An 18,971-nucleotide genomic window follows, 5' to 3' on the forward strand; every position below is an offset into this window, starting at 1 on the left:
GATTCCTATGAAGAGAAAATATTTTGGTGTAATAGCATTTTTTTTGGCCGTATGTCTTTGTTTTGGGAGTATGCCGGGATTGGCAGTGAAGGCTGACAGCAAGACAGAAGACTTGAAGAATAAGGCAAAGAAAAAAGAAGAGGAAAACAAGGAGCTGGAAAAGAAGGTTTCCGGGATGGAAAAGGAAATCGAGGCCATGGATCAAAAGATCGAGAAGGCTTCCGATAAAGCGGACAAGCTGGAAAAAAAGCTGAACGAAACGAAGAAGCAGGTGAGTGATACAAAAGAAAAGCTCAGTGAGGCAAAGGCATCTAAAGAGAAGCAATATAAGATTATGAGCAAACGGATAAAGTATCTCTACGAAAACGGGAACACAGGTTATATTGACGTCATCGTACAGGCGAAATCTTTCAATGAGTTTCTGACAAGGCTTGACTATGTATCAAAGATCTCTAATTATGACAACAACATGTTTCACAAGCTCAGAAAGACTCAGGACAAGATTGCTTTAGCTTCAAAAAAGCTGGAAGAAAGCTACAAGGAGATTAAAACTGTGACGAATGAGGCGAAGGCTGAAGAGGCCAAGATCGTCAGCCTGGCCGACAGTAAGAAATCGAAGCTGATACAGTTCCAGCAGAAGATTGCTTCCAACAAGGATCTGATGCGGAAGTATCAGGACCGCATAGATTACTACGATACTGCCGCAAACAAGCCGTCCGGAGGAAACGCAGGGAACAGTCCTTCGTCCGGAAGTTCCAAACCCGGGGGCAGTTCTTCTTCACTGACATGGCCGGTCCCGTCCTGCCATACAGTCACTTCACCGTTTGGGAACCGGACACATCCGGTCCAGGGGGGAACGAAATTCCATGAAGGCATTGATATCGGAGCGCCAAAGGGTTCCACGGTAGTAGCAGCGGGAAGCGGCACTGTGGAAGTGGCAGGATACAGCCCGTATAACGGAAACTGGGTGAAGATCGACCACGGAAACGGATTGGAAACGCTGTATCTGCATAATTCTTCTCTGAAAGTCTCAGCCGGACAGAGGGTCAGCAGGGGGCAGAAGATCGCATCATCCGGCTCCACCGGCATGTCCACCGGGCCGCATCTTCACTTTGCAGTAAAGAAAAACGGCAGCTATGTGAATCCGATGAATTATATGTGACAGGAACTGTGGAATCAGGGGTATGAAAAAAAGTCATACCCCTGTTCTTTTAATATATGAAAATTTCATAGTATAATTGATTTAAATGGATATCATGGGAAAGGAGTGGAGTATGAATTTAAAACAGCTGACTTATTTTGTCGCACTGGCAAAGAATCAAAATTTTACCACTGCCGCAAATGAATTGTTCATATGCCAGTCGGCGCTGAGCAAGACGATAAAAGCCATGGAAGAGGATTTGGATGTACAGCTTGTTGACCGGACTGCAAAGCGTTTTTGCCTGACGCCGGAGGGCAGGATGCTCTACCAGGAAGGCAGGGACGCGCTGGAGAACATCAATAACCAGATGGAGCATTTAAGAGACTGTATCAATGCAAAGAACGGAGAAATTTCGGTGGGGATACCTCCAGTGATCAGTACCATTTATTTTGCGTCTATTATCCATGGGTTCCGGAAAGCCTATCCGGGAATCCGTCTTGTTATTGCGGAAGAGGGAGCAAATACTGTGAAAGAGAAGGTTCAGTCCGGAGAGATTGACATTGGTGTAGTCATACTTCCTTTTGCCTCGGACGATTTTCATATCCTTCCTGTATTTAAGTCGGATAATGTGCTGACGGTCAGCACGGATCATCCTCTCGCAGGCCGTGAGAAAGCAGCCTTCCGGGAATTGAGAAATGAAGAGTTCATCTCGCTTGACAAGACGTTTATGCTCCACAGCCGGACCAGGGAGCTGTGCCATATGTCGGGTTTTGAACCGAACATCGTCATGGAGAGCTCCCAATGGGACTTCATAGCCGAGATGGTTTCACTGAACCAGGGAGTGGCCATCCTTCCGCGGCCGATTTTATCCCGTTTTAATTCAGATAAAATAAAAATTCTTACACTGACAGAACCGGAGTTTCCATGGGATATAGCATTGATTATAAGAAAGGACAAATACGTTTCAAATCCTATCAGACATTTTCAGACGTATGTAAAAAAACACGGGAATATTAAATAAAGAAATTGCAAAGAACTAAACCTGAGATAGAATACAGGCTTAGTTCTTTTTTTTCATGCCGTCTATGAATTTTATATATTTTACTGTGAGAATCAACCAAATATATAATGGATTTATAGAAGTAATTATACAAGATAATCAATGAATTGCATCAGGGAAGGAGTAATCAATGGGAAATTGTTCATTAAAAGTCGGAGATGGATGTTCTTTTTGTAAACAAATTAGCAATGAGGATGTCCTGGCATTTGCAGAGGTGACGGGGGATAAAAATCCGCTGCATCTGGATGATGACTATGCGAAAGGTACGGTATTTAAAGAAAGGATAGCACACGGGATGATCAGTGCCGGAGTCATCTCGGCGGCCATTGCCATGAAGCTTCCGGGACCCGGTACCACATATCTGGGCCAGTCGCTGAAGTTTACGGGACCTGTGAAGATCGGAGACACAGTCACAGCCAATTTGAGGGTAAAGGAATTAAAAGAAAAACCCAAGTTTACGATCGCCACGATCGCCACTACTTGTGTCAACCAGGAAGGCAAGGTTGTCGTGGAAGGGGAAGCAACCGTTATCCCACCGGAGCATAAGGAGGATACAGCATGTCAAAATTAAGCAGTGCAGAAGAGGCGGTAAAACAGATCAAAGACGGCGACACGGTAGCGTTCAACGGATTTGCCTTTGGGTTCGGTTTCGCTGAAGAAATAGCAAAGGCTTTGGGAAAACGCTACGAGGAGGAGGGACATCCAAAAGATTTGACGCTCCTGTTTGGATCAGGCTGCGGAGACGGAGGAGCCCTCAAAGAAGATTTCGGCCTGGACCATCTGGCGAAAGAAGGAATGGTCAAACGGATCATTGCCGGGCATGTGGGACTGGCAAAGAAGCTGAGCAGAATGATCAATGAGAATAAGATCGCGGCTTATAATTTTCCGCAGGGTGTCGTTGCACATTTATTCAGGGCCATTGCAGGGGGCAAGCCCGGGGTGCTGACTCAGGTGGGATTAAAGACATTTGCAGATCCAAGAGTGGAAGGCGGACGGATGAACCAGGCTGCCCGGAGCGAGAGCTTTGTGGAGGTTATGGAGGCAGCAGGGAGAGAATATCTTTTGTACCGTTCCATTCCTGTGGACGCTGCCATTATCCGCGGGACGGTGGGAGACGAGAAAGGCAATATGACGGTCGAGGAAGAAGGGGTGCTTTTGGAAACACTCCATATCGCTGAGGCAGCTAAAAATTCCGGAGGGATCGTGATCGGTCAGGTAAAAGAGGTGGCAAAAGAGGGGACTTTGGACCCAAGAGATGTATATGTCCCGGGAATCATGGTAGATACATTGGTAAAGGCCAAACCGGAAAATCATCGGATGACTTGTATATTAGACTATGATGCTTCTTTTACGGGGGAAGTGAAAGTGCCGTCTGACAGCATTGCGCCTATGGAAATGGGAATACGGAAGGTCATCGCAAAGCGGTGTGCGAAAGAGATTCAGCTGGATACTACGATCAATCTGGGGATCGGAGTGCCGGAGGGTGTCGCTTCCGTCGCCCTGGAAGCAGGGATTGCAGACCGTCTGACAATGACCATCGAGGCCGGGGCGATCGGAGGAGTGCCTCAGGGAGGACACAGCCTCGGAGCCGCAGCCAATGTAGAAGTACTGATCGGCCAGCCCAATCTGTTTGACTTCTATGACGGCGGCGGGCTTGACCTGACCTGCCTCGGGCTTGCACAGGCAGATGCCAAAGGAAATATTAATGTAAGCAAGTTTAACGGCAGGATGGTTGGCTGCGGAGGATTCGTAAACATTTCACAGAATACGAAAAACGTCATTTTCTGCGGTACATTTACGGCCGGAAAGTCGCTGATCGAAGTAAAAGACCGGGGACTTCAGATCGTACAGGACGGAGAGTTTACCAAGTTTGTGGACCAGGTGGAGCAGATCACCTTCAGTGGAGAGTATGGTGTGCAGACAGGACAGAATGTGCTGTATGTGACGGAACGGGCGGTGTTCAGACTGACGGAAGGCGGCCTGGAATTGATTGAGATAGCACCTGGAATAGATCTCGAAAAGCACATTTTAGACAAGATGGATTTCAAACCTTTGATTTCCCGAAATCTAAAAGAGATGGATGCAGATATTTTTGACAACACCCCATTAAAGATCGGAGGCAGATAGTATGGTTGGAATTGTTTTAGGGCTCGCATTGCTTGTGTTCCTGGCGTACAAGGGATATTCAATTATCTGGGTAGCTCCGGTATCCGCCATGGTTGTGGCGCTGACCGGGGGACTTTCTCTGCTGCCTGCATACACAGACACTTATATGCAGGGGCTTGTGGACTTTGCCAAATCCTGGTTCCCAATGTTCCTTTTGGGAGCAATTTTCGGAAAGGCAATGGAAGTTACGGGGGCAGCCCATTCTGTGGCGAAAAAATTATCCTCAATGATCGGAGCACAGAGGGCAATCCTGGCTGTTATTATCAGCTGTGGTATTTTGGTCTACGGTGGCATTTCACTGTTTGTAGTTGTGTTTGCCATTTATCCGATTGCCGTATCCTTATTTCGGGAGGCCGACCTTCCGAGAAGGCTGATCCCAGGCTGCATTGCCTGCGGCGCATTCACATTTTCCATGACCGCATTTCCTGGGAATCCCCAGCTGAATAATATTATTCCCACAAAGTATTTCGGAACCAACGCAATGTCAGGACCTATCATGGGAATCGCAGGGGGACTTGTCATGCTCGTGGGAGGATATCTGTGGCTGTCTTACCGCGCAAAGAAAATGACTGCCGCGGGAGAGCACTTTGATGAACCTGACAATATAAAGGAGAGTACTTCAGAGGATCTGCCCAATCCACTGCTGTCGGTCGTGCCATTGCTGATCGTCGTCGCATCGCTGAATATCCTGCCAATGTGGATAGCGTTTCCGGAAGATAAGAAGTCCACTTACGCTATCATCATCGCCCTGCTTTTGGGGATCGCCGCATCTATCCTGTTAAATCTTCGAAATTTGAAGGATATCATCGGCGCTGTCAGTGAAGGTGCCAACGGATCTGTCATGGCGATTATGAACACATCTGCAGCCGTGGGATTCGGAGCAGTGGTAAAGGCTGCTCCCGGGTTTGCCGTACTTACAAAGGCTGTCCTGGGCATCAAAGCAAGCCCTCTGATTTCGGAGGCGCTGGCTGTAACACTTCTGGCAGGAGCTACCGGATCTTCCTCCGGAGGCATGGGCATCGCGCTGGAAGCATTGGGGCCGAAATATATGGAAATGGCTGCATCTTTGAACATTGATCCAGGCGCTTTCCACCGTGTCGCTTCCATCGCATCCGGGGGACTGGATTCTCTGCCCCACTGCGGAGCTGTCATCACGCTGCTGGCCGTAGCAGGAATGACACATAAAAAATCTTATGCAGATATCGGCATGGTTACTTGTGTGATTCCCATTGTGGCAACCATTGTTGTTGTGGCGATGGGGATGATGGGCATAGTTTGACATTTTGTACGTGATTTCCGTTCGGCTCTTAGAATGCCTCACTCCAATCATGTACAAAATGGACGTAATATCTGCCGGATAAGTATTTCTTTAGCAAAAGAAGCTATGCAACGATACTTTATTTGCCCACATTGTCCGTTTGCATCATGTTATAGTTTCCATAGAGTATGAAAATTATGAAGTAAGGAGGGTATAACATGAATTTTTGGCAGAACGAAGTTGTGACGGATGCGGGTATCGCGCTGCAGTCCAGAATAATCAACGGTCATACATTGAAAATTGTAAGGGCTGTTACAGGGGCCGGTACTGTCCCGCCTGTAAATCTGAGGCAGCAGACAGAAGTAACGTCCCCGAAGCAGGCAATCATGGAATAAAAATTAAAGTAAATGCAGAGTTTAAGAAAGCCATGATGAAAAATCATGGTTTTTCTTTTGAGAAAATTAGCCGGATACGGCGGTTAAGTTTATATATTGCTAATTAGTTGAGGGTTGTAGCGGCTTTTTCTCAGTGTTATAATGGAACACATATTTGGAGGATGCTCTTTATTTATAAAGAGATATCCGGACGTGGAGGTCGATATGAAAAAACAATTCTCAAAAATCCTGATCGCAATTCTTCTTGTGATCTCTCTCGGAGAGGGATTCCTTTTATACAGGACGTATTCGGTATCGGGGGAAAATGTGGAGATAGCAAATAAACTTCAGCGCCTTAAAAAGACCGTGGATCAATATTATACCGGCGATGTGGATCAGGAGCAGCTGGAAAATTACGCTTATAAAGGATATCTGGCAGGTCTGGGAGACCCATATTCCACTTATTATTCAGAGAGTGAATTTAAAGAACTGATGGAAGCGACGAACGGTGTATTTTCAGGTGTAGGAATTTATCTTTCCCAGGATACTGTCACAGGTGAGATAAAGGTGATCAGGGTCATCAAGGGAGGTCCAAGTGATGGAAGAGGAATCAAGGCCGGAGACGTTCTGATCAAGGTGGACGGCAAATCTGTTGGTGACAAGGATTTGGATAAAGTCGTAGCAGAAGTAAAAGGAGAAGAAGGCACTAAGGTAAAACTTTCTTTTCTGCGCGGAAAAGAGAAGAAAGCAAAAAACTACACAATTACGAGAAAAAAAGTTGTGACTCAGACCGTTGAGACAAAAATGCTTGATAACAGTATTGGCTATTTGTCTATCTCTGAATTTGATGAAGTGACCGTTGGCCAATTTAAGAAAGGTATAAAACAGCTGCAGAACAAAGGAATGAAGGCTTTGATTCTGGATGTTCGGAATAATCCGGGCGGACTGGTGGATTCCGTTGTGGATATCTGCGACGAACTGCTTGGTGAAGGCAGGATTGTGTCTATAAAGGATAAACAGGGCAAGGAAAAGGTATACCGTTCAGATGCAGAGCAGTCGGTAAAGGTTCCGGTCTGTGTCCTTGTGAACGGAGAGAGCGCCAGCGCTTCTGAAATCTTGTCAGGAGCTGTCAAAGATCATAAAAGGGGAACCTTAGTAGGTGAAAAGACCTTCGGAAAAGGGATTGTGCAGGGATTCTTTAAATTGGGAGACGGTTCCTATGCCAAATTAACCTATGCGTCATATTATACGCCTTCAGGAGCCAATATCCATAAGAAGGGGATAAAACCTAATATAAACATAAAAGATGACACCAAGACAAAAGTGGATGAGCAGCTTTTAAAAGCACAGCAGCTTTTAAAGAAGAAGCTGAAGAAATAAAATTTTACAGGAGCCGGAAAAGCAACGAAAGCATGAGAGCGAAAAAGGATGGATTTACCTTAGTGGAACTGATTGTGATTTTGCTGATCCCTTCACTGACAGGGTATAGACAAAGTTTTCTGTCATAGCGGCGAATAACGTGTTGTTCGACTTCATCGGTTATAAACGGAAATAATATGGCAGCAGTGATCCATCCGGATGATATAGTGGTGAGGAAAGAGAACCTGCAGGAACAGCTGAAATGCGGCAACACGATCCACAATGAGAACAGGCTGATCCGAAAAGACGGTGAGATCGTATGGATTTCGATCCAGGCGCAGCTGTTCACGGAAGAGGATGGGGAACATCATTTTTACTGTGTATTTGTTGATATTACGGAAGAAAAGCTTTTGCAGGACAGAGTCAGGGAATTGCACGAGAAGGAGCTGACTTATTTTGCCGATATGTCATTGAACGGAGGCAGCATCAGATCCGGTCTACGGCGACAAAATCAGAGAAGAAATGAGACGGAGCAGAAGATGCAGGAGATCCGCGGTCTGATTTTATATACGGTGGTGAAGAATATTCACATTTTAAAGTACAGAACAAACATTCGAATTTGTTCTGTACTTTTTTAGTGGGGTCTGATATAATCAAGGCTGATACACAGAGTATGATATTTCAGAGAATGGGAATCATAATTATGGGAATTTCTATCCCGTTTTACGATATACGGAGGTGTATATTTATGGATCATTTTGAATTGGTATCTGAATTTGAGCCTACTGGGGATCAGCCGGAAGCGATTAAACAGCTGGTTTCTGGATTTAAGCAGGGGAATCAGTTTGAAACGCTATTAGGGGTTACAGGGTCAGGCAAAACGTTTACAATGGCAAATGTCATTCAAGAATTAAATAAACCTACATTGATCATTGCCCATAACAAGACCCTGGCAGCACAGCTTTACAGTGAATTTAAAGCATTTTTTCCGCATAATGCCGTGGAATATTTTGTTTCCTACTATGATTATTATCAGCCGGAGGCCTATGTACCGTCCACAGATACCTATATTGAAAAAGACTCTTCCGTCAACGATGAGATCGATAAACTGAGGCACAGCGCCACAGCCGCCCTCATAGAGAGGAAGGATGTGATCGTGGTATCCAGTGTTTCCTGCATTTACGGGATAGGAAGCAAGGAAAATTACTCTGAGATGATGATTTCCTTAAGACCCGGTATGCAGAAGGACAGGGATCAGGTTATCGATGAACTGATCAATATCCAGTATGTCCGAAACGAACTGGATTTTAAACGGGGAACCTTCCGGGTGAAAGGTGATGTCCTGGAGATCCTTCCGGTCTCTACATTTGAGGAGGCTGTCCGGGTAGAGTTTTTCGGAGATGAGATTGACAGGATCGTGGAATTTGATGTTCTCACCGGAGAAGTCAAGAGAAGCATTAACTTTCTCGCCATATTTCCGGCATCCCACTATGTAGTTCCGCAGGAACAGATAGAGCAGGCGATTGTTAATATCAAACAGGAGCTGGCCGAGAGGGTAAAGTATTTTCAGGAAAATGACCAGCTGATCGAGGCACAGAGGATTGCGGAACGAACGAATTTTGATATTGAGATGCTGAGGGAGACCGGGTTCTGTTCCGGTATTGAGAACTATTCCAGGCATCTGACCGGGGGTAAACCAGGGGAACCGCCGAGTACGCTGATCGATTTCTTTGGGGATGATTTTCTGGTGATCGTGGACGAGTCCCATATCACAGTGCCCCAGATCGGGGGTATGTATTCCGGAGACCAGTCCAGGAAGTCTACCCTGGTGGATTTCGGATTCCGTCTGCCATCGGCAAAGGATAACCGCCCGCTGGAATTCAGCGAATTTGAGAGTAAGATCGATCAGATGCTGTTTGTTTCCGCAACGCCGAACAAGTATGAAGCAGAGCATGAACTTCTCCGGGCAGAACAGATCATACGCCCGACCGGACTTTTAGATCCGCCGATTGATGTGCGTCCGGTAAAAGGACAGATTGACGACCTTTTATCTGAAGTGCATAAAGAGACAGAGCAGGGACATAAGGTTCTGGTTACCACCCTTACAAAGCGGATGGCGGAGGAGCTGACCGATTACATGAGGGAGGTTGGAATCCGGGTTAAATACCTGCATTCTGATATTGATACCCTTGAGCGAACAGAGATCGTCAGGGATTTGAGGATGGACGTATTTGATGTGCTTGTCGGCATCAACCTGCTGAGAGAAGGTCTGGATATTCCGGAGATCACGCTTGTCGCGATCCTGGATGCAGATAAAGAAGGCTTTTTAAGATCAGAGACTTCTCTGGTGCAGACAGTGGGTCGTGCGGCCCGAAACAGTGAAGGACATGTTATCATGTACGCCGACAATATGACAGATTCCATGGAAGCCGCCATCAGTGAGACAAACCGGAGACGAGCGATTCAGGATCAGTACAATAAAGAGCATGGCGTCACACCGCAGACGATTCAGAAGGATATACGTGATCTGATCAAGATTTCTGAGGAGGAAGAAGCAGAGCAGACCAATGAAAAGGATATTGAGTCTATGAACAAGAAAGAACTGAAGGAAAATATTGAACGGCTCACCAAGAAGATGAACAGGGCGGCGGCAGAGCTGAATTTTGAGGAGGCCGCAACGCTGCGGGATGAACTGAAAGAATATAAGATTGCTTACAGAGATTATGATAAGTAAGGAGATACTATGAAGAAGGATGTTATTCGGATCAGAGGAGCGAAAGAACATAATTTGAAAAATGTAGATTTAGTAATACCCAGAAACGAGTTCGTTGTTCTCACAGGACTGAGCGGTTCCGGGAAATCGTCCCTGGCATTCGATACAATTTATGCGGAAGGGCAGAGAAGATACATGGAGTCTTTGTCCTCCTATGCAAGACAGTTTCTCGGACAGATGGAAAAGCCGGATGTAGACAGTATTGAAGGTCTGTCCCCCGCTATTTCCATCGACCAGAAATCCACCAACCGAAATCCCAGATCCACAGTAGGTACGGTGACAGAAATTTACGACTACTTCCGTCTGCTGTACGCCAGGATCGGGATTCCGCACTGCCCTAAGTGTGGGAAACCGATCAGCAGGCAGACTGTAGACCAGATGGCAGACCGGATCATGGAGTTTAAAGAGGGAACAAAGTTCCAGCTTCTGGCGCCGATTGTCCGCGGAAGGAAGGGAAGGCATGAAAAGATTTTCTCAAATGCCAGGAGAAGCGGCTATGTCCGTGTCAGGGTGGACGGAAACATTTATGATCTGGAGGAAGAGATCACACTGGACAAAAATAAAAAACACAACATTGAGATCGTTGTGGACCGGCTGGCAGTGCGTCCGGGGATTGAAAAGAGACTTACAGATTCTATTGAGACGACTCTGGACCTGGCGGATGGATTGATGACTGTGGACATCATCGGGGGAGAACCGATGAATTTCAGCCAGAGTTTCTCCTGTCCCGACTGTGATATCAGCATTGACGAGATCGAGCCGAGGAGCTTTTCTTTCAACAATCCGTTCGGAGCCTGCCCGGTCTGTCACGGTCTCGGATATAAGATGGAGTTTGATGTGGATCTTATGATTCCCGATCCGAAACTGAGCATTGCGGAAGGTGCAATCCAGGTGATGGGCTGGCAGTCCTGCACAGACAAGAAGAGTTACACTCGGGCGATCCTCGACGCTCTTGCAAAAGAATATAAATTCGACCTGAACACACCTTTTAAAGACTATCCGAAAAAGATCAGAGATGTGATTCTCTACGGAACAAATGGAAAAGAAGTGAAGGTTCATTATACCGGGCAGAGGGGACAGGGTGTCTATGATGTCTCCTTTGAAGGTCTGATCAGAAATGTAGGCCGGAGATACCGGGAATCCTCTGAATCTATGAAGGCGGAGTACGAAAATTACATGACAGTTACCCCATGTGAGGAGTGTCACGGACAGAGACTGAAGGCAGAGTCGCTGGCTGTGACTGTGGCCGGAAAAAATATTGCGGAAATGTGTGATATGTCTGTGGGAGAAATTTCTGCCTTTTTGGACGAGATGGAACTGACAGACCGCCAGCAGTTTATCGGAAGCCAGATTCTAAAGGAAATTAAGGCCAGAGTTGGGTTCCTCAACAATGTGGGGCTTGAATACCTGACACTCTCCAGGGCAACCGGCACACTTTCCGGGGGAGAAGCCCAGAGGATACGTCTTGCAACCCAGATCGGATCGGGTCTTGTGGGTGTGGCATATATTTTGGATGAACCGAGCATCGGTCTGCACCAGAGAGATAATGACAAGCTGATCAATGCCCTGAAAAATTTAAAAGATCTGGGAAATACCCTGCTGGTCGTGGAACACGATGAGGATACGATGCTGGCGGCGGACCATATTGTGGACGTAGGACCCGGAGCCGGAGAGTACGGCGGTGAGATCGTAGCCCAGGGAACTGCCCAGCAGATAATGAAGAATAAAAAGTCCATCACCGGTGCATATTTGAGCGGAAGGATTAAGATCCCGGTTCCAGAGGAGCGCAGAAAGCCTACCGGCTGGATGAAGGTGATTGGTGCCAGAGAAAATAACCTTAAAAATATTGATGTAGATATCCCTCTTGGGGTCTTTACCTGTGTGACCGGTGTGTCCGGTTCCGGGAAGAGCTCTCTGATCAATCAGATTGTTTATAAGAGACTGGCGAAAGAGCTGAACCGTGCAAAAATCAAGGCGGGGAAACACACAGACATCGAAGGTTTTGACCAGCTGGATAAGATCATAGATATTGACCAGTCTCCGATCGGACGGACGCCGAGATCAAATCCGGCGACTTACACGGGTGTATTTGATCAGATCAGAGATTTATTTGCCATGACAAAGGACGCAAGGAGCCGTGGATACAATAAAGGAAGGTTCAGTTTCAATAAAAAGGGGGGAAGATGTGAGGCATGTGCCGGGGACGGTATCATTAAGATCGAGATGCATTTCCTTCCGGATGTTTATGTTCCCTGTGAAGTGTGTCAGGGAAAGAGATACAACAGGGAAACACTGGAAGTTCTCTACAAAGGAAAGAGCATTTATGACGTCCTGAACATGACGGTTGAGGAAGCCTGTGAATTCTTTTCGAATATTCCGAGCATCAGCCGGAAGATGGAGACGCTGAGAGACGTGGGTCTTTCCTATATCCGCCTGGGGCAGCCTTCCACCCAGCTTTCAGGCGGAGAAGCCCAGAGAATCAAACTGGCTACGGAACTGAGCAAACGGAGTACAGGAAAGACAATCTATATTCTGGATGAACCGACCACAGGACTTCACTTTGCAGACGTCCATAAGCTGGTAGATATCCTGGGCAAGCTGACGAAAGGCGGCAATACGGTTATTGTCATCGAACACAATCTGGAGGTCATAAAAACCGCCGATTATATTATTGACATTGGACCGGAAGGCGGCAGCAATGGAGGAACTGTCGTTGCTCAGGGGACTCCTGAGGAGATATGTAATGCAAAACAGTCTTATACTGGAAAATATCTTAAGAAATACCTGGATTAATAATAAACTGCCGGACATGCGGTGAGCATGCCGGCAGTTTTTGCACGGCGGTTTCGGTGCGATTAATCTTCCATTTGTTTTCCCAGGAAAGAAGCACCTATTTTTGCGATGGTCAGATCCTGTTCATTCATTTTGTTTTCATTGGAAAGTATACAGACCAGTCCAATAGCATCTCCTTCGGCAATAATAGTAGCCACAGCCTGATTTGTAAACTCATCAGGGAAATCGGAGATGATTGGAACAAAATTCTGATCTCCTTTGACTGCACTGAACTGTCCGCGGTCAATGATGATCTGTTCTGCCTGCTCATGCAGGAGCTTTCCGGACAGCTTTTTTCCATTTGGACCTGCCGCTGCGATAACAGAATCCTGATCGCAGATACAAATTGTATGAGGAAGGGTGGCAGCTATGGACTCAGCATACTGTTTTGCTATCTGCCCCATTTCCCCGATCGGAGAATATTTTTTAAGAATGATACTTCCGTCATGTTCTGTAAATATCTCCAAAGGATCACTTTCTCTGATATGCATTGTCTTGCGGATTTCTTTCGGAATTACGATCCTTCCCAAATCGTCAATACGTCGTACTATTCCTGTTGCTCTCATGTGTTTACGTCTCCTCTCACAAACATATATTTTCCCATGTGGATATTGTTTGCATCGGGAGAAAAAATATACCAAAACTCTTTTTACTATGATATAATTAAAAACTAGAGCGAGATGAAAAGCATAAATTCAATGATAAAAGATAAAGGAGTAAGAGATGAATTTTAATATTAGATTAACCGCAAAAGATCTGTATCAGTTCTCTATGACCCATGCGTATAATGGACAGTCGGGAATTTTTACAGCCATCTGTGTTCTGGTCGGAATTATGATGGTATTCCGCGGCACAGCGGCCGGAGGCGGAATGTATTATGCAATGCTTGGAGTATTAATGATCGCACTTTTCACGATCGTCACACCGCTTACTTTATATATGAAGGCAAAGAAACAGGCTGCAGGGAATCCAATGTATCAAAATGAAACGGAATATGATCTTCAGGAAGACGGAGTTCATGTGACAATGGGAGATCAAACGGGAGTCATTCCTTGGAATCAGATCGTTAAGATCAGACACAGCAGAGGAATGTATATTTTATATACAGGAAAACAAAGTGCATTTATTTATCCTGATGTAGCGCTTGGAGAACAGAAAAACGAAATCATGAATTATATTTACCAGCATGTACCGGCCAGTACAAAGCTTCCAAAGTATGCAAAGAGGTCTTAGTATGACAGAAAGCTTAAGTTATGGGGATACATTTCGTACAGGCTTTCTGCTGGGAGAAAAGGCCGAACCTGGAGATGTGTACTGTCTCTGCGGAGATTTAGGAGTAGGCAAGACAGTCTTTACCCAGGGATTTGCAAAGGGTCTCGGAATAGAGGAACCCGTGCAGAGTCCTACTTTTACGATCGTGCAGGAGTATGAAGAAGGACGTCTGCCTTTTTACCATTTCGATGTCTACCGCATCGGGGACGTTGAGGAGATGGACGAAATCGGGTATGAAGATTATATTTACGGGCAGGGAGTTTCCCTGATCGAGTGGGCCAACTTGATTGGGGAGATCCTGCCTGAGCATTATACGAAGATTACGATTTCCAAAAACCTGGAACGGGGATTTGATTACCGGGAAATCAAGATTGAGGAGATATAGATGAAGATTTTAGCATTGGATAGTTCAGGGCTTGTAGCATCGGCTGCTTACCTTGTGGACGGCGTAATGGTCGCTGAATATACGGTCAACGATAAACTGACTCATTCACAGACACTGCTTCCCATGCTGGATGTGATGAGAAAACAGGTGGGATTTGAACTGGCTGAACTGGATGCCATTGCAGCAGCCATGGGTCCGGGTTCGTTTACCGGGCTTCGGATCGGGGCAGCCACAGTGAAAGGGCTCGGTCTGGCTCTTGACAAGCCGGTCATTCCGGTCCCGTCCGTGGACGGTCTGGCTTTTCAGCTGTACGGAGCACATGGAATCATCTGTCCCATTATGGATGCCAGAAGGAATCAGGTTTATACCGGATTTTACCGTTTTGAGCATGGAAAGTTTACTGTGATAAAAGAACAATGCGCCCAGAGTATGCAGGATACGCTGGATCAGCTGACGGATTTTGAGGATACGGTAATTTTTCTGGGGGATGGGGTTCCTGTCCATAAGGAAGCGATCTCAAAGCAGATGGGTGATAAGGCTTTTTTTGCTCCTGATTTTGCAGGACGGCAGAGAGCCGGTGCTGTAGGAGCGCTGGCCGGCATCTATTACCAACAGGGAAAGTTTGTCACGGCAGATGATTTTGAGCCTGAATATTTACGGAAATCCCAAGCAGAAAGGGAAAGAGAAGAACGACTGAAACATGAAGAAACCAATATTTGAGGTAAGAGAAAAAGATCTTGCAATGATTGCTGAACTGGAAAAGCAGTGTTTTTCAGATCCATGGTCTCTCCGCACGCTCGAGGATGCCTTCAGACAAAAGGATTACTTTATATATGTGTGGCGTGATATGAAACGCGTCAGCGGTTATGTCATAGGCCGGCTGGCGGCAGACGAGGGAGAACTGCTCAGAGTCGGTGTCCTGCCTTTCATACGGAATTTCGGTATCGGAGCACGGCTGGTTCGTGTTTTGCAGGAGGAGCTCGCAAAAAGATTTGTCTCCGCCGTTTATCTGGAGGTGAGAGAATCCAACAAACCGGCGATCCGCATGTATAAAAAGCAGGGATTTATTGTTCAGGGCCGAAGACCCAAATATTACCGGAATCCGATGGAAGACGCTGTTTTAATGCGCTGGGACGTGCCGGCCCAGTCATTACCAGTAGTATCGGAAGAAGAACCTTCTTATAATGAGACCTATAAGGAGGAGAATGAGATGAAGTGCAACTTATGTGGTCGAACAATCAAAGAGAAGGAAGATTTTTTTAAAGGTGAGAAGGAGTGGGGATATTTTTCAGGCAAAGATCTGGAATGCCATGAATTTTTCCTTTGCGAACACTGTTATGATGAACTGGTAAAAAAATTTAAAATACCGGTTTCTGTGAAAGAAAAGAAAGAAGTCTTGACTTAGAAAAAGGATGAAAAATGTTAGATGTATGTTTATTAGGTACCGGAGGCATGATGCCTCTTCCATATCGGAAATTGACGGCATGCATGACCAGATTCAATGGTCATGATGTGCTGATCGACTGCGGCGAAGGGACACAGGTGGCGATCAAAGAACGGGGGTGGAGTGTGAAGCCTCTGGATGCTATCTGTTTTACACATTTTCACGCAGATCATATCAGCGGGCTTCCGGGCCTTTTGCTGACTCTTGGAAATGCCGAGCGGACAGAGCCGTTATTGATCATCGGGCCGAAAGGCGTGGAGCGGGTCGTACAGTCTCTGAGGGTCATTGCTCCGGATCTGCCATTTGAGATCGAATTTCTGGAACTGTCCGGGAAACAGCAGATAATCCCTATGGACGGATATCAGATCGAGGCGTTCCGTGTACAGCATAACATTATGTGCTACGGATATAATATGATTATACCGAGAGCCGGAAAATTCGATCCGGAAAAGGCAAGACAGAACGACATCCCGATGAAGTACTGGAGCCGTCTTCAGAAAGGTGAGACGATAGAAGCCGATGGACGTGTCTTAACCAGTGATATGATTCTCGGTGAAGCCAGAAAAGGGATCAAACTGACCTATTGTACGGACACAAGGCCTGTTCCTTTCATAGCAGAAAATGCCCGTGGTGCAGATCTGTTTATCTGTGAGGGCATGTATGGAGAAGAAGGCAAAGAGAAAAAGGCAAAAGAATATAAACATATGACATTTTATGAAGCTGCAAGGCTTGCGAAACAGGCAGATGTGGGTCAGCTTTGGCTGACCCATTACAGCCCGTCTTTGGTAAGACCAGAGGAATTTATGGGGAAGGTCAGAGAGATCTTTCCGAGATCCAAGGCCGGAAAGGACGGAAAAACGGTTACTTTGGATTTTTGTGAGGAATAGGGAGCAGACAATGGATAAAAATATTAAAATACTGGCAATTGAATCTTCCTGCGATGAGACTGCCGCGGCAGTAGTGGAGAACGGGAGAAGTGTTAAATCCAATATTATTTCATCACAGATAGAACTACATAAGCTGTACGGAGGAGTCGTACCTGAGATCGCATCGAGAAAGCATATCGAAAAGATTAACTATGTGATCAGAGAGGCATTGAACGAAGCGGATGAGACCCTGGATTCAATCGATGCAGTGGCAGTTACCTATGGTCCGGGACTCGTAGGAGCTTTGCTTGTGGGAGTTGCGGAGGCAAAGGCGATTGCTTTTGCGAAAGATAAACCCCTGGTAGGAGTTCATCACATCGAAGGACATATTTGTGCCAATTATATAGAACACCACGAGCTGGAACCTCCGTTTTTATGTCTTGTTGTATCCGGCGGACATACTCATCTGGTGGATGTAAAGGATTATGGAGTCTATGAAATCATCGGGCGTACGAGGGACGATGCTGCCGGAGAAGCATTCGACAAGGTAGCCAGATGCATCGGTCTCGGTTATCCGGGAGGTCCAAAGATCGAAGCTCTGGCCAGAGAAGGAAATAAGGAAGCAATCAAATTTCCAAGGGCAAAAGTGGACGGTGCGCCGAATGACTTCAGTTTCAGCGGACTGAAGTCCTCTGTACTAAATTATCTAAATAAGTGTGAGATGAAGGGGGAAGAAGTGAACCGGGCAGATGTGGCGGCATCTTTTCAGGAAGCTGTTGTGGATGTACTCAGTACCCATGGCGTAGAAGCGGCAAAGAATCTTGGATACCGGAAACTTGCGATTGCCGGAGGAGTCGCTTCCAACGGAGCTTTCAGGGAGAAGATTCAAGCCAGATGCCGAGAAGCAGGAATTGAATTTTATCACCCATCACCCATATTATGTACGGACAATGCGGCAATGATCGGAGCCGCAGGGTATTATGAATATATGAACGGAGCCAGAAGCGGCTGGGATCTGAATGCGGTTCCGGGATTGAAGATCGGCCAGAGATAAACAATTAGGAGATGCCATGAAGGAGAAAATCGTAGCCATAGTACTTGGCGCGGGAGAAGGAAAACGCATGGGGAGCGGGATTCCCAAACAGTATATGATTATTAAGTCAAGACCTCTGATCTACTATGCCCTGAAAGCCTTTGAACACAGTCCAGTGGATGAAGTCATATTAGTAACCGGAGAGGATGAGATCGACTATTGTCAGAAATATATTGTAGGCAAGTATAAGTTTGAAAAGGTGAGCAGAATCGTAGCCGGCGGTCGGGAACGGTACGAGTCTGTCTATCTTGGGCTGAGAAGCATTGAGGAGGCAGACTATGTTCTGATTCACGACGGAGCGAGGCCGATGCTGAATGCCGATATTATACGAAAATGTATTATCAATGTGCGCAGGCATAAAGCTTGTGTGGTTGGCATCCCTTCAAAAGATACGATCAAGGTTGTGGACAATGACACTTATGCGGTTTCGACGCCTCCGAGAAGAAAGCTTTGGCAGGTCCAGACTCCTCAATGTTTTGATTTTGATCTGATCTATGATGCCTATCAAAAGCTGATGGACAGCGGAGATACTACCGCAACCGATGACGGTATGGTGCTTGAAAATTATGGAGACCAGAGAGTTAAAGTAAAGCTCATTGAAGGAAGTTATGACAATATTAAGGTGACAACTCCCGAGGATGTGAGGATCGCAGGAAGTCTTGTGAAGGCCAGAAAGCTGTTCCGGTTCCTGCACAATGTACATGATAAGATTATTTATCTGCAGATGAAGATACTGCAGAAGCGGTTTTTTACGAAGAAATAGGAAGAATGTACCAGGGGTAGTGCAGTGCATTGTTTGGCAAATGGAAAAATGTTATAGATGGGGCTGTCGCACTAAGTGATTAGTGCGCAGCTCCTTTTCTATGCAAAAAATAACTGCCAGACCTCGAAAGAATCCGGCAGTTGGTGTAAAATATTAGTATGCTAACACTTAATAAATTACAAAAA

General features: G+C 46.1%; 18 protein-coding genes. 17 read left to right on the forward strand and 1 reads right to left on the reverse strand.

Translation table 11 applies throughout. From position 1 onward, the window contains the following. Window positions 1–7: 7 nt before the first annotated feature. From CI597_RS13755 to uvrA, 10 genes are all read left to right on the forward strand, one after another. Window positions 8–1,162: a murein hydrolase activator EnvC family protein gene (locus tag CI597_RS13755; RefSeq protein ID WP_024729415.1), complete on the forward strand. Its 1,155-nt coding sequence runs from the start codon at window positions 8–10 to the stop codon at window positions 1,160–1,162. A gap of 112 nt (window positions 1,163–1,274) precedes the next feature. After that, a complete protein-coding gene (locus CI597_RS13760) occupies window positions 1,275–2,162 on the forward strand; it encodes a LysR family transcriptional regulator (protein ID WP_024729416.1) in 888 nt (295 codons plus the stop codon). A 169-nt stretch (window positions 2,163–2,331) separates the two neighbouring features. Beyond that, complete coding sequence (locus CI597_RS13765) at window positions 2,332–2,772, forward strand: MaoC family dehydratase (protein WP_024729417.1); 441 nt, start codon at window positions 2,332–2,334, stop codon at window positions 2,770–2,772. Next, on the forward strand, window positions 2,760–4,328 hold the full coding sequence (locus CI597_RS13770; protein WP_024729418.1) for an acyl CoA:acetate/3-ketoacid CoA transferase: 1,569 nt from the start codon (window positions 2,760–2,762) through the stop codon (window positions 4,326–4,328). Before CI597_RS13765 ends, CI597_RS13770 begins: the two co-directional genes overlap by 13 nt. A gap of 1 nt (window position 4,329) precedes the next feature. Then, window positions 4,330–5,646: a GntP family permease gene (locus CI597_RS13775; RefSeq protein ID WP_024729419.1), complete on the forward strand. Its 1,317-nt coding sequence runs from the start codon at window positions 4,330–4,332 to the stop codon at window positions 5,644–5,646. A gap of 197 nt (window positions 5,647–5,843) precedes the next feature. Continuing rightward, window positions 5,844–6,020 (forward strand): hypothetical protein, encoded by a 177-nt coding sequence (locus CI597_RS18000; RefSeq protein WP_155854040.1) that lies wholly within the window; start codon window positions 5,844–5,846, stop codon window positions 6,018–6,020. Window positions 6,021–6,224: 204 nt separating this feature from the next. Continuing rightward, window positions 6,225–7,379, forward strand: coding sequence for a S41 family peptidase (locus tag CI597_RS13780; protein WP_034550755.1), 1,155 nt, complete (start codon window positions 6,225–6,227; stop codon window positions 7,377–7,379). 176 nt (window positions 7,380–7,555) lie between these two features. Beyond that, window positions 7,556–7,996 (forward strand): PAS domain-containing protein, encoded by a 441-nt coding sequence (locus CI597_RS13785; protein WP_024729421.1) that lies wholly within the window; start codon window positions 7,556–7,558, stop codon window positions 7,994–7,996. 110 nt (window positions 7,997–8,106) lie between these two features. Then, on the forward strand, window positions 8,107–10,092 hold the full coding sequence (gene uvrB, locus CI597_RS13790) for an excinuclease ABC subunit UvrB (protein ID WP_024729422.1): 1,986 nt from the start codon (window positions 8,107–8,109) through the stop codon (window positions 10,090–10,092). Window positions 10,093–10,101: 9 nt separating this feature from the next. Then, entirely contained in the window at window positions 10,102–12,924 is a 2,823-nt protein-coding gene (gene uvrA / locus CI597_RS13795; protein ID WP_024729423.1) for an excinuclease ABC subunit UvrA, read from the forward strand. Window positions 12,925–12,986: 62 nt separating this feature from the next. On the opposite strand, the gene CI597_RS13800 is transcribed toward uvrA, so the two are convergent. Continuing rightward, a complete protein-coding gene (locus CI597_RS13800) occupies window positions 12,987–13,529 on the reverse strand; it encodes a stage V sporulation T C-terminal domain-containing protein (RefSeq protein WP_024729424.1) in 543 nt (180 codons plus the stop codon). 157 nt (window positions 13,530–13,686) lie between these two features. Here CI597_RS13800 and CI597_RS13805 point away from each other — a divergent pair, with 157 nt between their 5' ends. The 7 genes from CI597_RS13805 to ispD are packed head-to-tail and all read left to right on the forward strand — an operon-like array spanning window position 13,687 to window position 18,786. After that, entirely contained in the window at window positions 13,687–14,196 is a 510-nt protein-coding gene (locus CI597_RS13805) for a YcxB family protein (protein ID WP_024729425.1), read from the forward strand. 1 nt (window position 14,197) lies between these two features. Further along, window positions 14,198–14,620, forward strand: a complete 423-nt coding sequence (tsaE, locus tag CI597_RS13810) for a tRNA (adenosine(37)-N6)-threonylcarbamoyltransferase complex ATPase subunit type 1 TsaE (RefSeq protein WP_024729426.1) — start codon at window positions 14,198–14,200, stop codon at window positions 14,618–14,620. Beyond that, a complete protein-coding gene (tsaB, locus tag CI597_RS13815; RefSeq protein WP_024729427.1) occupies window positions 14,621–15,340 on the forward strand; it encodes a tRNA (adenosine(37)-N6)-threonylcarbamoyltransferase complex dimerization subunit type 1 TsaB in 720 nt (239 codons plus the stop codon). Beyond that, on the forward strand, window positions 15,321–16,025 hold the full coding sequence (gene rimI / locus CI597_RS13820; protein ID WP_024729428.1) for a ribosomal protein S18-alanine N-acetyltransferase: 705 nt from the start codon (window positions 15,321–15,323) through the stop codon (window positions 16,023–16,025). Before tsaB ends, rimI begins: the two co-directional genes overlap by 20 nt. Window positions 16,026–16,039: 14 nt before the next feature. After that, on the forward strand, window positions 16,040–16,951 hold the full coding sequence (locus CI597_RS13825; RefSeq protein ID WP_024729429.1) for a ribonuclease Z: 912 nt from the start codon (window positions 16,040–16,042) through the stop codon (window positions 16,949–16,951). Window positions 16,952–16,961: 10 nt separating this feature from the next. Beyond that, window positions 16,962–17,984 carry a tRNA (adenosine(37)-N6)-threonylcarbamoyltransferase complex transferase subunit TsaD gene (tsaD, locus tag CI597_RS13830; RefSeq protein WP_024729430.1) on the forward strand — a complete coding sequence of 341 codons (1,023 nt, stop codon included), beginning with the start codon at window positions 16,962–16,964 and terminating at the stop codon, window positions 17,982–17,984. Window positions 17,985–18,000: 16 nt separating this feature from the next. Then, window positions 18,001–18,786 (forward strand): 2-C-methyl-D-erythritol 4-phosphate cytidylyltransferase, encoded by a 786-nt coding sequence (gene ispD, locus CI597_RS13835; RefSeq protein WP_024729431.1) that lies wholly within the window; start codon window positions 18,001–18,003, stop codon window positions 18,784–18,786. Window positions 18,787–18,971 lie beyond the last annotated feature (185 nt).

Origin of the sequence: Anaerostipes hominis (ex Lee et al. 2021), from assembly GCF_002270485.1 — a bacterium.
Classification (GTDB): domain Bacteria; phylum Bacillota; class Clostridia; order Lachnospirales; family Lachnospiraceae; genus Anaerostipes; species Anaerostipes hominis.

Excerpts from the sequence above, each read along its gene's own strand:
- CI597_RS13780 (WP_034550755.1), top strand. The coding sequence starts at position 6,225 with ATGAAAAAACAATTCTCAAAAATCCTGATCGCAATTCTTCTTGTGATC.
- tsaB (WP_024729427.1), top strand. The coding sequence starts at position 14,621 with ATGAAGATTTTAGCATTGGATAGTTCAGGGCTTGTAGCATCGGCTGCT.
- CI597_RS13800 (WP_024729424.1), bottom strand. The coding sequence starts at position 13,529 with ATGAGAGCAACAGGAATAGTACGACGTATTGACGATTTGGGAAGGATC.
- CI597_RS13770 (WP_024729418.1), top strand. The coding sequence starts at position 2,760 with ATGTCAAAATTAAGCAGTGCAGAAGAGGCGGTAAAACAGATCAAAGAC.
- CI597_RS13765 (WP_024729417.1), top strand. The coding sequence starts at position 2,332 with ATGGGAAATTGTTCATTAAAAGTCGGAGATGGATGTTCTTTTTGTAAA.
- CI597_RS13755 (WP_024729415.1), top strand. The coding sequence starts at position 8 with ATGAAGAGAAAATATTTTGGTGTAATAGCATTTTTTTTGGCCGTATGT.
- tsaE (WP_024729426.1), top strand. The coding sequence starts at position 14,198 with ATGACAGAAAGCTTAAGTTATGGGGATACATTTCGTACAGGCTTTCTG.
- CI597_RS13760 (WP_024729416.1), top strand. The coding sequence starts at position 1,275 with ATGAATTTAAAACAGCTGACTTATTTTGTCGCACTGGCAAAGAATCAA.
- CI597_RS18000 (WP_155854040.1), top strand. The coding sequence starts at position 5,844 with ATGAATTTTTGGCAGAACGAAGTTGTGACGGATGCGGGTATCGCGCTG.
- uvrB (WP_024729422.1), top strand. The coding sequence starts at position 8,107 with ATGGATCATTTTGAATTGGTATCTGAATTTGAGCCTACTGGGGATCAG.
- rimI (WP_024729428.1), top strand. The coding sequence starts at position 15,321 with ATGAAGAAACCAATATTTGAGGTAAGAGAAAAAGATCTTGCAATGATT.
- tsaD (WP_024729430.1), top strand. The coding sequence starts at position 16,962 with ATGGATAAAAATATTAAAATACTGGCAATTGAATCTTCCTGCGATGAG.
- CI597_RS13825 (WP_024729429.1), top strand. The coding sequence starts at position 16,040 with ATGTTAGATGTATGTTTATTAGGTACCGGAGGCATGATGCCTCTTCCA.
- CI597_RS13805 (WP_024729425.1), top strand. The coding sequence starts at position 13,687 with ATGAATTTTAATATTAGATTAACCGCAAAAGATCTGTATCAGTTCTCT.
- uvrA (WP_024729423.1), top strand. The coding sequence starts at position 10,102 with ATGAAGAAGGATGTTATTCGGATCAGAGGAGCGAAAGAACATAATTTG.
- CI597_RS13775 (WP_024729419.1), top strand. The coding sequence starts at position 4,330 with ATGGTTGGAATTGTTTTAGGGCTCGCATTGCTTGTGTTCCTGGCGTAC.
- CI597_RS13785 (WP_024729421.1), top strand. The coding sequence starts at position 7,556 with ATGGCAGCAGTGATCCATCCGGATGATATAGTGGTGAGGAAAGAGAAC.
- ispD (WP_024729431.1), top strand. The coding sequence starts at position 18,001 with ATGAAGGAGAAAATCGTAGCCATAGTACTTGGCGCGGGAGAAGGAAAA.